The organism is Enterobacter sp. Li2LvB3 (assembly GCF_056156645.1).
Genome location: NZ_JBSICG010000002.1, coordinates 246,542 through 259,966, shown reverse-complemented (window position 1 = coordinate 259,966; position 13,425 = coordinate 246,542). Strand labels below are relative to the sequence as shown.

General features: G+C 50.4%; 12 protein-coding genes. 3 read left to right on the top strand and 9 right to left on the bottom strand.

Annotated elements, in window-relative coordinates:
- The first annotated feature begins 9 nt into the window (after nucleotides 1–9).
- Both catC and catA read left to right on the top strand, forming a co-directional pair.
- On the top strand, nucleotides 10–297 hold the full coding sequence (gene catC, locus ACS603_RS02765; protein ID WP_182061420.1) for a muconolactone Delta-isomerase: 288 nt from the start codon (nucleotides 10–12) through the stop codon (nucleotides 295–297).
- Nucleotides 298–332: 35 nt separating this feature from the next.
- A complete protein-coding gene (gene catA / locus ACS603_RS02760) occupies nucleotides 333–1,259 on the top strand; it encodes a catechol 1,2-dioxygenase (RefSeq protein WP_474943716.1) in 927 nt (308 codons plus the stop codon).
- 161 nt (nucleotides 1,260–1,420) lie between these two features.
- Here the strand turns inward: catA and ACS603_RS02755 are convergent, their stop codons facing one another.
- Both ACS603_RS02755 and ACS603_RS02750 read right to left on the bottom strand, forming a co-directional pair.
- Entirely contained in the window at nucleotides 1,421–1,741 is a 321-nt protein-coding gene (locus ACS603_RS02755) for an AzlD domain-containing protein (RefSeq protein WP_182061411.1), read from the bottom strand.
- Nucleotide 1,742: 1 nt separating this feature from the next.
- Nucleotides 1,743–2,483, bottom strand: a complete 741-nt coding sequence (locus tag ACS603_RS02750; protein WP_446493366.1) for an AzlC family ABC transporter permease — start codon at nucleotides 2,481–2,483, stop codon at nucleotides 1,743–1,745.
- 120 nt (nucleotides 2,484–2,603) lie between these two features.
- Here ACS603_RS02750 and ACS603_RS02745 point away from each other — a divergent pair, with 120 nt between their 5' ends.
- Nucleotides 2,604–2,918, top strand: a complete 315-nt coding sequence (locus ACS603_RS02745) for a cupin domain-containing protein (RefSeq protein ID WP_474943715.1) — start codon at nucleotides 2,604–2,606, stop codon at nucleotides 2,916–2,918.
- Nucleotides 2,919–2,935: 17 nt separating this feature from the next.
- On the opposite strand, the gene ACS603_RS02740 is transcribed toward ACS603_RS02745, so the two are convergent.
- From ACS603_RS02740 to ACS603_RS02710, 7 genes are all read right to left on the bottom strand, one after another.
- Nucleotides 2,936–3,838: a LysR family transcriptional regulator gene (locus ACS603_RS02740; RefSeq protein ID WP_474943714.1), complete on the bottom strand. Its 903-nt coding sequence runs from the start codon at nucleotides 3,836–3,838 to the stop codon at nucleotides 2,936–2,938.
- A gap of 105 nt (nucleotides 3,839–3,943) precedes the next feature.
- On the bottom strand, nucleotides 3,944–6,232 hold the full coding sequence (locus ACS603_RS02735) for an FdhF/YdeP family oxidoreductase (RefSeq protein WP_474943713.1): 2,289 nt from the start codon (nucleotides 6,230–6,232) through the stop codon (nucleotides 3,944–3,946).
- Nucleotides 6,233–6,930: 698 nt separating this feature from the next.
- Nucleotides 6,931–8,442, bottom strand: coding sequence for an EAL domain-containing protein (locus tag ACS603_RS02730; protein ID WP_474943712.1), 1,512 nt, complete (start codon nucleotides 8,440–8,442; stop codon nucleotides 6,931–6,933).
- Nucleotides 8,443–8,637: 195 nt separating this feature from the next.
- Nucleotides 8,638–9,651, bottom strand: a complete 1,014-nt coding sequence (locus ACS603_RS02725; RefSeq protein ID WP_474943711.1) for a fimbrial protein — start codon at nucleotides 9,649–9,651, stop codon at nucleotides 8,638–8,640.
- Between the two features lie 17 nt (nucleotides 9,652–9,668).
- On the bottom strand, nucleotides 9,669–12,170 hold the full coding sequence (locus ACS603_RS02720) for a fimbria/pilus outer membrane usher protein (RefSeq protein ID WP_474943710.1): 2,502 nt from the start codon (nucleotides 12,168–12,170) through the stop codon (nucleotides 9,669–9,671).
- Between the two features lie 11 nt (nucleotides 12,171–12,181).
- Entirely contained in the window at nucleotides 12,182–12,859 is a 678-nt protein-coding gene (locus ACS603_RS02715) for a fimbrial biogenesis chaperone (RefSeq protein ID WP_182061403.1), read from the bottom strand.
- A gap of 45 nt (nucleotides 12,860–12,904) precedes the next feature.
- Complete coding sequence (locus ACS603_RS02710) at nucleotides 12,905–13,423, bottom strand: fimbrial protein (protein ID WP_182061402.1); 519 nt, start codon at nucleotides 13,421–13,423, stop codon at nucleotides 12,905–12,907.
- Nucleotides 13,424–13,425 lie beyond the last annotated feature (2 nt).

Below are 13,425 nucleotides of genomic sequence, written 5' to 3'. Positions count from 1 at the left end.
GGGGTTCATATGCTGTTTAAAGTGGAAATGACGGTCAACATTCCCGCCTCACTGCCAAAGGTGCAGGCGGATGAAATTAAAGCCAAAGAGAAAGCCTATTCGCAACGGTTACAGCGCGAAGGCAAATGGCTGCATATCTGGCGGGTGGTGGGGCAATACGCCAACGTCAGCATCTTTGACGTTGCGGACAATCAGGAGCTGCACACGCTATTAACAGAGTTACCGCTCTACCCGTATATGGACATTACCGTACAGCCGTTATGTGCGCATCCGTCGTCGATTGATAACGAAAAATAGTAAAAACCGTACCCTACAATAACGAGGAACATGCAATGTCCAAAAATCCTGCACATCAGTCTGAACTGGAAACCTTACTCGCCATCAGCAGCGGTCTGAATGCCGACGGCGGAAACGATCGTTTTAAGAACATCATGCACCAGCTCCTGAGCGACCTGTGCCAGACCATTAAAAAATTCGACATCACCGACGAAGAGTTCTGGGTGGCGGTGAACTACCTGAACGAACTGGGTGAGCGCAAAGAGGCGGCGCTGCTGGCGGCAGGGTTAGGGCTTGAGCACTATCTGGATATGCGCGCCGATGAAAAAGAGACCGCAGCCGGAACTGAGGTGGGCACCCCTCGCACGATCGAAGGGCCGCTGTATGTGGCCAATGCGCCACTGAGCGAGGGGTTTGCGCGCATGGATGATGGCAGCGAAAAAGCAGAAACCATGTGGCTGCACGGTAAGGTGACTGACCTTGACGGTAAGCCGGTTGCGGGGGCGATTGTCGATATCTGGCACGCCAATACGCATGGCGGCTACTCGTTCTTCGACCCGTCACAAAGCGAGTACAACCTGCGTCGCCGTGTTAAAACCGGCGCGGACGGCCGCTACGCGGTACGCAGCATTGTGCCATGCGGTTATGGCTGCCCGCCGGATGGCCCAACGCAAAAACTGCTGACCGGCCTTGGTCGTCACGGCAATCGTCCGGCGCACGTGCATTTCTTTGTCTCGGCACCAGGCTTCAAACACCTGACCACCCAGATCAACCTCAATGGCGATCAATACCTGTGGGATGACTTTGCCTTTGCAACCCGTGAAGAGCTGATTGCCGACCCGGTGAAAATTACCGACAGCAAACTCGCCCGCAAGCGCGATATCAACGCGCCGCATACGGAGGTGAGCTTTAACTTTTCGCTGGTGCAGGCAGCCGAAAATGCTGAGGAGTCGAGAGGGAAACGCTCACGCGTGAAAGAGTAACACCGGCGGGCAGCATCCCGGTACATCAACCCGTGGAACTCACAGCCCGCTGCGTGCTGCTTGTAAAGCAAGTGCGATACAGAAATGTTTCATGAAATCAGCCCTCTCCTCAAAAAGGAGAGGGCGTTGGCAGTACCTGCATTTTCGCAAGTCACTGCACATCACATCAAAAAATAGCTCAGACCTGAAAACGCCACCATTCCCGCAAGCACCGTCGCGAAAAGGCTGCGCGTCACTATCCCGGCTAATGCAGCAACCGTCGCCGCCAGCAGCGAAATGCTGACCCCGGACGGTGTCAGCGCCGGTTTACCCAGCAGCTCGGCGGTGATAATGGCGGCCATAATGGCGGCTGGAATAAAGCTCAGCCACTGCTGCAACGCCGGAGCAAGACGAAAACGGGAAAGCAGCAGAATAGGCACGGTGCGCATCAGTGCGGTAACCAGCGCAGAGATAAAAATCGCCAGCAGGATATTTCGTTCCATCTTATTTCCCTCCCTTGCTGAAGAGGCGCAATCCCAGGGTGGCAAGCGTGGCCGAAACTGATGCCGCGATAATCACCACCAGGCTGATATCCATCTGGTGGGCGGTCAGCAGCGTAATCACCACGGCGGCGGCGATGCTGAATGTCTCCAGCGCTTTTCGGTGGCTGGCAAACCACAGCATCAGCACCAGTCCAATAAACATCGATACCAGACTAAAGCTCAGGCCTTCCATCAGCGATGGCGGAAGGGCAGAGGCAAGCCAGGCGCCGACCACACAGGCGAGGATCCAGTTCAGCCAGGCGGCGACATTAAGCCCAAGCATCCAGGCAAACGGAACGGTGCTGTGCTGGCTGCCGCGCTGCACGGCAACGCCGAAGGTTTCATCGGTCAGTAACAGGCCACTGATCAGTTTTTGCAGGGTGCTGTGTTCGCGAAAGAAAACGCTCATTGCGGAGCTCATCAGCAGATAACGCAAATTCACCAGAAAGACGCTGAACACCACCGAGGCCACTTCTGCCCCGGCAGCCCACAGTGAATAGAACAGAAATTGTGCCGAGCCGGTATATAGCACGCTTGCCAGCAGTGCGGTTTGCAGAGTGGTAAACCCGGAAAGGGTGCCGATAGCGCCAGCGGCGAAACCAATACTCCAGTAGCCAGGGATCGTGGGCAGGCAGGCGGTGATCCCTGCGCGAAACTCCGCGCCTGCCTCATCTTTGTGTGAGGCCTTTGTTTTCATCAACATCAGTATTTCCTGTACCAGTGCATTAAGTCAGAATCGTGATAATCATTTGATCTATTGATATTTGTGAACATCAAACGGTGAGGTACAACTAACTTATCATGTCCTGGCCGAAGTGTTCCGATGAAAAAGAGTTCAATTTTTAGTGTGGTAGAAGGGCTGCCGCAGTTCTGGCAGTCGCGCATTCTGGGGCAGGTTGGCGATGCCAGCATTAAAGTTATCAGGATGGGCGGAGAGGGGATCCCCCCGGAAGTGCATGACGATTTCGATGAGTGGCTGCTGGTACTGGAGGGTGAATTGCCTCTGGTGGTGGCGGAAAACGTGTTCACCCTGGCTGCCGGAGAGTATATCGTTGTGCCGCGTGGCGTAACGCACCATGTCCCTGCGGGGAGTGTCGGCACGCTGTTGCTGGTGGATATTAACCCACCGGGGCCGTAATGCTCGCCCGCACTCCGCTATTGGTAACTCTCGTTTTCCTCCGTATAAATCTCCTGAGCGTCGGCAAAGCAGCGCAGCGCCAGGGATGACACCGGCTCCTGCTTACGCATAATCAGGCCAATAGGGGCGTCGATATTCGAGTCGGTTATCGGGGTAATCAAAAAGTGGCTGTTTAAGTTCTCAAGCCCGTTATTCAGCGGCATGACGGCACAGCAGATGCCACTTTCTACTGCCTGGATTATCTGAAACGTTGAGTCGCTCTCAAACACATAGGCCGGGGTGATCCCGGCGGACTTAAAACTGACGTCCATATGGTCGCGATAGTGCATCCCTTTGCTCAGGAAACCCAGCGGGAAATTCACCAGGTCCTGCCAGCTGAGCGTTGTCTTATCCATCTGGAAATGGCGGGAGTCGTGCAATAAGCCCATTTTGGTTTTCGGCAGCTGAATAACATTAAAGACGCTGGTGTTAATATTATTCAGATAGCAAATCCCCAATTCCAGCTGATTACTGTTTACTCCTTCGGCGATTTGTTCTGACGACATGGAATACAGGCTAAATTTTAGTTCAGGGTATTTTTGCGTCAGCAGGCGAATAAAGATCATCGGGTCAACGCTTGCCAGCGGAACCATGCCAAGACGCAGTTCACCCACCACTTGCCCTTTGCACAGGGCGGCCTCCGCCTGAAGCCCATCGTGTGCGGCAAGCAGGGCGCGCGCCCAGGCCAGGATCCGTTCTCCCTCAGGCGTAAAGCCCTCAAAGCGTTGCCCACGGACGATCAATACCAGACCCAGTTCCTCTTCCAGGCTGCGAATACGCATGGAAAGCGTCGGCTGAGTGATATTGCATTGCGATGCCGCCTTACCAAAGTGACGGGTTTGATCCAGGGCGATCAAATATTTTAATTGTTTTATGTCCATTATTTTTCTCTGATCGGGCAGGTGCTACGAGTATTACATAAATGCGGAAGGAATTGAGAAATCCCCCTTATTCATTGCCGGAGCGTTGAATAAAGGGGATTGAGATCAGAGCATCCGGATTTCTTTTGAACGCAGGGTCACGCGAACAGGCACGGACTTATAGGACGGAGTACCACTGTCTTTATCGAGATAGTTAAGCGGGACCAGCACGTTAGCTTCCGGGTAGTATGCGCCAACGGAACCCGAAGCAATGCTGTAGGCTACTACGGTAATATCTTCCAGGCGCTGAACACTCCCCGCCAGCGCGGTTTCGATATCCACGCGATCGCCGTGCTCCAGACCCAGACTATCCATATCGCCTTCATTCATAAACAGAATATCCCGGCGGCCAAAGACGCCGCGATAGCGATCGTCCAGCGCATAGATGGTGGTGTTGTACTGGTCGTGGCTGCGAAGCGTAATCAGGCGCAGAACGTTGTCGCCTTCGCCTTTGGCATTCTCATCCACGCCATCGAACACCGAGAACATTGCTTTACCGGTAGCGGTAGGCCAGATGCGCTGGATTGGCGGCAGCGGCATCCGGAAGCCGCCCGGCACACGAATGCGGTCGTTATAGTTGTCAAAACCGGGGATGGTTTGCTCGATTAACTCACGGATCAGATCGTAGTCCGCCACCAGTTCCATCCAGTTTACTTTGGTCTGTTTCAGCGTTGCGCGGGCCATACCCGCAACGATTGCCGGTTCAGCGCGAATCAGCGGGGAGGCGGGTTTCAGCTTACCGGAGGAGGCATGAACCATCGACATGGAATCTTCTACGGTAATGGACTGACGCCCCGTCTGCTGCATATCCAGCTCGGTACGGCCAAGGCACGGCAGGATATAGGTTTCTTTGCCTACCAGCAGGTGAGTACGGTTCAGTTTGGTGCCCACGTGCACACTCAAATCCAGAGTATGCATCGCCGGGAATCCATTCTCGTGATCGGGCATCGCAACCGCAAAGTTACCGCCGAGGCAGATAAGGGCTTTTGCATGGCCGTCGATCATCGCCTGCGTGGCCTGCACGGCATCGTGGCCATGTTTGGCTGGCGCGTCGAAGCCGAAAACGTCCTTAAGGCGTTCAATAAACGCTGCCGTAGGTTTCTCGGTGATCCCCACTGTGCGGTTGCCCTGCACGTTAGAGTGGCCACGAAGCGGACAGATCCCCGCGCCGGGTTTGCCAATATTGCCGCGCATTAACAGCACATCGGCAATCAGCCGCACGTTCGCCGTACCTTTGTTGTGCTGGGTGATCCCCATACCGTAGGTGATAATGGTGGCGTTCGATTTCGCGTAGGCTTCAGCCACGCTTTTCAACGCGTCCGGCGTTAACCCGGACTCGCGCTCAATGGCCTCCCAGGAGGTTTGCGCGATATCGTCAGCAAAAGCAGAAAACCCCTGGGTGTGTTCGGCAATAAATTCACTATCCAGCACGCCACCGCGTTCCTGTTCCATGTGCAGAAGATGTTTGGCGATCCCTTTTAATGCCGCGGCATCGCCACCTGCTTTCACCTGGAAATAAGTCGATGCAATATCGGTGGAGCTGTAGGTGGCCATTTCAATGACGCTTTGTGGGTCGGCGAAACGTTCAAGGGCTCTTTCACGCAGCGGGTTAAAGACGATAATCGGCACATTGCGGCGCGCCAGTTCGTGAAGCGTACCCATCATGCGCGGGTGGTTTGTGCCCGGGTTGTGACCAATGGAGATAACCAGTTCTGTTTTGTCGAAATCATCCAGTGAAACGGTGCCTTTCCCGATACCGATTGAGCGCGGTAAGCCGACGCTGGTGGCTTCATGGCACATGTTGGAACAATCAGGAAAGTTGTTCGTACCGTATTCACGGGCAAACAGCTGGAACAGATAAGCCGCTTCGTTCGATGCTCTGCCAGAGGTATAAAACTCAACCTGGTCTGGCTCAAGCCCGCGCAGGACTTCGCCGATCCGCTCGAAGGCGTCTTCCCACTCAACAGGGCGGAACGTGTCGCTTGCCCGGTCGTAACGCAGCGGGCGGGTCAGACGACCATAGCCTTCAAGTTCGTAATCGGATTTTGCCAGCAGGGAGGTGACAGTGTTTTTCGCCAGGAATTCCGGGGTGACGCGCTTACTGGTGGCTTCCCACGTCACGGCTTTTGCGCCGTTTTCACAGAACTGGAACGTGGATTTGTGCTCTTTATCCGGCCATGCGCAGCCCGGGCAGTCAAATCCATCGGGCTGGTTGGTGCGCAGCAACGTGACGGGAGCGTCCAGCGCATCCATCTGCGTGCGTACGGCTATTGCTGTTGCTTTTAAGGCACCCCAGCCACCGGCAGGCCCGTCATAATGTCTGATCCCGGGAACTGAACGTCTTTTCTTATTCATGCGAACTCCTGACTATTCTGGTCATGACAAAGCGCGGCCAGGTTAACCATAAATAAATTGTGGTTAATTAAGAGGGCCACTAAGGCAGTGGATTGGGGTAATAAACAGAAGCAATGAATAATCGTTGTGTAACTCATTACATAACCGATGATAAATTTCATTTAAAACACACCGTTTGCAGCGGTTAACAAAATCAATGCCTTTGATTTAAAGAAATTATAACAGGAATTTATCATCTTCATAATAAATGTTATCTATCACTTATTAAATTTAACCTATTTGCACTTTACAGCGGATTTCAGAGTCGTATTCAGCGCGCAAAATCCCTTTCTGCAGTCGGGGTGAAATATGAATAAAATCAGCGTTAAGCGATAAAGTCAGGGGATGACAAAATGGCTCTGTTCCGAAAGCCCGAAAAGAGAGCGATGGCGATTTCTCTGCAGGAATTATTATGTGCAGGGGAATATGTTAATTATATTTCAATGTCGGCGCTGAAATCTTACAGTCTGACATAATAAAAGTTCACCAGACCGTGCTTATTAATGGTATTTCCCATTCTGCAATGGAAAGCCGTATTTTCAGTCGGTTTCACTCGCACTTGCCCGGTTTGGTAATGATGTTATTTCCAATGAACTGTGGCAGCGAAATGACCTGTGACTGCGGGATTTAAGTATCGTCACGCTGGTCATTCCTTCTTTTCACAGGGTTGAGTGCTGCAACTTGTCAAAGAAAACTGCGGCCTCAATGGGTCTGGAAAAGAAGTAACCCTGTAAAAAACTGACCCCCATTGCGACCAGTTTCTCTCGCTGCGAGGCGCTTTCCACTCCTTCTGCAATGGTCAGGCAGCCCCTGTCTTTTGCAATAGCGATGATATTGCGGACGATGGCCTCTTTGCCCTCGTCTGTTTCAATTTCTTGGGTAAAATGTTTATCAATCTTGATGTAGCGTGGGCGAAGCTGCATCAACAGCTTATAGTTGCAGTGGCCTGTACCAAAATCATCTGCCGACAGAGTCACCCCCAGCATATCAAGTTGCTGACAAATTTCTCTGACGAACTCGGAATCTTCAATGGCGACTCTTTCGGTAATCTCTAGCCCAATACGTAATGCCGTATCCACCGTTTTATCCCTGAACGAATGACATGCGTTTAACAGGCCATGGTCTGTAAAATCCGCAGCCGAGACGTTGAAAAATAACGTCGTTAATGGAAGCGATTTCAAATCCAGCGACTCAAAGCTTCGAATTACCGATTGGATGCCTAATTCGGTGATGCGGCTTATCAGCCCATTTTTTTCAGCCAGAGGAATAAACCGATCCGGCGAAATATTACCCCATTTAGGGTGCTGCCACCTCATCAAAATCTCACCTGCAACAATATTGCCGCTGCGAGCCTCTACAATCGGTTGGATGAAAGGCTTTAGCTGGTTATTATCGATCGCCTCTCGTAACATAAAAAACATAGATTGACGATGGATAAGGTATTTGAAAAATAATACAGAGAATATCCCAGGAATTAAAAAGGTTATTAAGAGTCTGTCATGCTCATTCTGCCAGAAAGTGACAAAATCAAGTGGTGCTAATGGTAGCGCACTGACACTATATTTAAATTGTGTGGAAGAATATGTGATCTGATCTTCTGGTAACAGATTTGTGAAAATATTTCCATTAGCATCCAGTGAAACACCATTCACCGTCATGATATAAGAGTAACTTTCGCGATATTTTTTAAGTTCATTTTGGACATAATAATTATCCAGGCCTACCATGACACTGCTTTCTCCACGGAGCGCGTGGTAGACCAACAGTGATTTAGAAGGCTTGACGGAGTTGTCGCTCATCAAAAAGAGTGATTTAGCCGGGGGCGAATGTGCATCGGATGCGAATTTCACACCGCCAAAAATTGAAGAACAATAAAGGTGTTTCCCGTGCAGTAAATTAATGGTTGTTACATCCGGTATCGTAGCAACCAGCTTACGTATTTCAGTCTGAACTTTTTTACTGCATTGACCATTGAGTAGGCCTGTCGCACGATCACCGGCTATTTTGGCATTGCTAATAATGCTGTCCAGTTCAGCAACGATAGTCTGGAGATGGCCCAGGGTATGTTTTTTTTGATTTATCAAAAATTGATAAAAAAGAAAACCCGAACCGACTGCACAGAGAATAAAAAAAAGTACTATGCAAATAATAAGTCTATTATGGTAACGCATACGGCTCCAGATGTTTTCATTCGAAATGAAAGTCGTAAATGAAATTTATTTGATAAATAATGCCCCCCATCGGTCTGTAATTATCAGAAGGCAACTACATCTTTAGGCAAAGACGTAAATAATAATAAGCCACTGCTGATGCTAATTTCCGGCGTGACCCGCTGAGACCCCTGATTTCCTCTGGCGTTAATATTGCTATTGATACGTCATGGTAAATGACAGCACGCCGTTAGCAGTACCAGTAGTGATCGTATCTCCGGTCTGATAATAGCGCGCCTTTAGCGGTACGCTGAAACTACCGCCTGTTGCGGAGGTCCCAACGGCGATATCGGAACCCAACGCCATCGGCAGATTGTTATAAAGCAGCTGTATCCCCACGCCAGTCGCTGCGTTATTGCCGCTGGTAGTATTGATTACCCCTCTGCTGGCATCAAAAATACTCCCCTCCATTTTCACGCTAACCTTTGTTCCGGCGTTGCAGGCCATTGGCAGGCTGAACGATTGGGTATATGCATCCCCGGGCGTGGAACCCTTGCCGCTAAATGCGTTTTTATCCACCTCTCTCATATCAACAGGTATTGATGTCGTGGTTAGATTACAGGCCGGGGTCGTTACCGTGAACGCATTGATACTGACATCAGCGTCGGGGGATTGCCACAGCAGCGAGTTGTTCAGCAAAACCAGCGCACCTACCGTTTTCGCAGTTATCGTTCCGGATCCCGTTTCCGTTGCGGTTTTATAAAACGTGACTGTCACGGAGCCATTCAATGTCGGGCTGACCATTCCACTCGTGTTCTCACAGAGCTTAGCGGTATTGAGATCGCCCCGAATAGTATTACTTCCGGTTACTGCTGCGTTGCCGCCAGCACATTTTGTCGTGGAACCCGAGATGGCATAACCAATACCGGCGACATTGGTTTTATACACTCGCCGGCCGTTCACCATCGAATCAAATGTGCCGTTCGCCATCACGCCGAAAACCTGATTAGAGATCACGCCCTGATCTGAATTGAAACAACTAAACGCATTGATCGTTGGTGTCACGAGCTGTGTCCCGATAACCGCGCCTACAGGAAGATTGCGCGATATCGTAATATTCTGTGGCGAGACAGCGGTTGACGGTGTTGTTGTTGTGCAATCCCAGGCAAGGACCGTACGAGAAAACATCCCCAGTGCAGCAAAAATCAGGGCAGTTAAAATAGGTTTCATTTTTCTTTCTCTCCGGCTCAATGACATTGCGCAGTAACGTTGTGCGTTTTGTCAGAGGTCTGTGTTATCTGATAGGTCGCACTGCAGCTTTGGCCACCCCAGCGAACCTCAACGGTACCTTTTTCTGGCGCGCCGTTTAGCCAGACCCTGTTGTGATCGTCCACAATGCCATTCGCCACGTTATCTCGATTTTTAATAATGGCCGTTGCCCCGAACGGGATCTCACTTCCAGTCAATTGCAGCAAGACTTTGTAACCCGTTACGGTGGGGTAATCCGCTAGCGCCAAAGCACCTTTTGTTGGTACTACCGTTCGCGTATCATTGAGCACATCGGTATTGTTATTCAGCGTTGCGGTATCCAGCGACAGGTTGTTCTGTCGATATGGCGTAACGTACGGCACCACCGCAAAACCTTTGCTGTCGGTGTAAATACCGCTATTGTTTGCCACTTTCACTCCGGCAGCGTTATCCGCTTTCACCAACGCCAGGGTCTCGCCAAGAGGCTGAGTCGCGGCGATGCCGTATGGATGAACCACCAATCCGCCCATCGCGCCAACGGAAAACTGGCGGTTATCACGGGAATAGCTATAGCCCAGCTGATACTCCCCGTGGTTGCCTTTATAATTGGCGGAAGCGCTGCCCATCGCGTCGGAGCCTTTGCTGTTATAACCTTGCTGCACGTTCCAGCTCAGTTTTTTATCTTCCAGCGCAGAACCGGATAATCCCATCTGTGAAACGCTATCGCCTTTTTTGTTGCCGTTAGCAGAAACGGTCATCCAACTGTTTGGCAAAAAACGCGATAGCGGGATCTGCATCGTTAAAGCGACGATATGATCGTTTTCATTGCGCCATGGCCCCTTTGAGTAGCTGTAGTTCAGGCCGTAATTAATATTGTTAACGCTGGTGTTGTATCCCACGTTAACGCTACGCTCGCTATCGCCTCCCCAGTAATCCTGCTGCCAGGCTGAGAGATTCAGGTTGCCCCAGTCGCTAAGCCGTTGATTCAGTGTTATCTGGGCCTTACTGCGTTTATTTCGCTGATAGCGCCAATTGTCATCAAGCTGCATCTCATCGTTTGCAATACGAAACGGATTCACATCTCCGTTTGCTTCCTGAAAATCGCGAAAGCCCGATGAAGAATAACGATAACCGGTCAAATTCAAAGACGTTCCCGTCGTCGCGAAATCTTTGGCATACTGCGCGCGTAGCGAAACACCTTCTTGCGTCTTTTCAGGCAACTGCGAACGAGCAAACGTGGTGTCAAAAGAGAGCGAACCAATATCCCCAAATCCCTTACCTATACCCAATGCGCCGGACCAGTAATCTTCAGAAACTATTATCCCGCCATACACCGTTGTATCCCACGGCAAGCCGTAGCCCAGGGTGCTTTGCAGGAATATCGGTTCCTTATCCTGGTAGCTTGCCGCGCGATATTTCCCCGCAGCTAGCGCATACCTGAATTGACCTTCGCGCTGCATCACCGGTACCGCAGAAAACGGCTGGATAAACTGATGCACGGAGCCGTCCGCTTCACGAACCGAAACTTCGAGATCGCCGCTGGCGGCGGTGGGATAAAGATCGTCGATCATAAAAGGTCCCGGGGGAACATATGACTGCCAGATAATATTCCCGGCCTGACGTATGGTCACCTGAGCGTTGCTCTGCGCGATACCGCGAACCACAGGTGCAAACCCGCGTACGCTTTCTGGCAGCATCGAGTCATCTGAATAAAGCTGCACACCACGGAAATTCACGCTGTCGAAGACTCCAGCCTGGGTATAACCATCGCCAACGCTAAACTGGCTTTTCAGCAACTTGATATCTCTCTCAAGCGAGGTGCTAATTGTGTTCCAGCGGCTCATTCCATTGCTGTTGTTATAAGTTGAATAATTACGGAGCCGCCAGGGACCTGCATTGATACCGTTACGCAGATTTAAATAACTGTCGTTGTGCGATGCGGTATCACCACGGTTATTCGCAGCTGAAAAGTTGTAATTTACAAACAGCATATTCAATCCGTCATCCCACTGCTCCGGCGATACAGAACCCTGAGGATCTCGCCGCAGATACTCCTGCGGAACCGAGATTTCAAGCCGCATGCCGTCAAACTGAAAATGGATCTGACTCCCCGGCAGGAGCTCGCTGATATTGTCGATCGTCGCCGATTCACCCATATCCATCCAGCCGGGCTGTGCGTTGGGTTTTACTCCCCAGCGCGTAAAATCTTCCCGTTTCAGAGTCGGTGATAAGGCACTTTCATTCCCGACGAATGAGATATCGCGTGTTTCCACGTAGCTACCATTAAGATAAATTTCTACATGGTAGACTCCGGGAACCTGCCCGTTGGCTTTGCTAAAAAGGGAGATGTCAATTTCTCGTGGAATATTTCCGCGAGTTTCAATAAAGTCTGGCGAGAAATAATCCTCAGCCAACCCTGGTTGAACGCGTAAACACAAAAAAATAATCAAAGATAACTGAGTTGTTTTCGCAAAACCTGACACCACATTGACCTGAGACATGGATGATTAACCTAAAAATTAAATTTATGTTCAGCCGTGATACCTCCGAAATCATTGATCGCACGCCATGATATTTCACCACCAGTTAACGCCGACTGAGATAGCGATACGGTTTGAAATGGTAAAACCATTGGAGGTTTAGCTAATTCTTTTCCATTCACTTTCACATGATAAAGCGACACGCTGTAAGGTGACGGATTATGCACATTCAGTTTCCCATCAGCGACTGAAAAAGTTAATTGTTGATATGCCAGTGAAGGATCTCCTTTTAGGCCCGCAGGGCGATAAAAAATCTTCATTTTACTCTTTACCGCAATCAGCAACTCGTTTTTAGCATCCGCCGATGATGACGGTATTGATTTAATATTTAGCCAATACACGCTTTCCCGATCCTGAGGCACAGAATTACCGATTAACATTACGCGAACCGAATTCTGTGCATGTGGATTTAGTTTAAATAAAGGCGGCGTGGTAATAAATGGGCTATCACCATCGTCACTGTTTTCATTGTTACTTACCCATGACTGAATTAGATATGGTGTATTGTCCGGGTTACTCACGCTGATTGCCGACTGACTACCGCTACCATTATAAATAAGTCGGGTGCCGCCTATTTCCACACCACTGATTGCCGCGGTAGAGATAAGGAATAAACTCACGGCGATTTTTTTAAATACATTCTGTAACATGAAGAGGTCCTGAGAGAATAACAAGGGCCACAAATGGCCCTACTTTTACTGGTAAGTCACGGTAAATGATGTCGAAGAGTTTGCTGTTCCTGCACCAACGACTCCCGTTGCCATATATTTAGCAAAGTAAGTCAGCGTGTTATTCACATCTTCCAACAGATTCACCCTTGCTGAGGAGGAACCAACCGGAATCAGCGTCGTACTGTCCTGCTCATAGAGAGCAACCCCGACGTTAGTTGCAGTTTGCCCGTTGCTCAGTGCCAGAATGGAGGGATTCGTGGTGTTGGTCGTGCCATCAAAGCGAATACTGGCGCTGGAAATACTGGCCGGGCAGGATTTCAGCACAATGTTAAAACGTTTCGCCGCCGCCGTAGCGCTATTACCTCCGGCAAAGGCTGCGGTTGAAATGGTGCCGAGTTCAACAGGTTGAGCGATAGACGTTGTGTCGACCACGCATGCCGTTCCCGTGATAGTGCCGGTAAAATTAATTACCCCATCAGCAGCATTTACAGCCTGAAAAACAGACAGAGACACAAGAGCAGAAATCAGTGCAATCTTTTTCATAT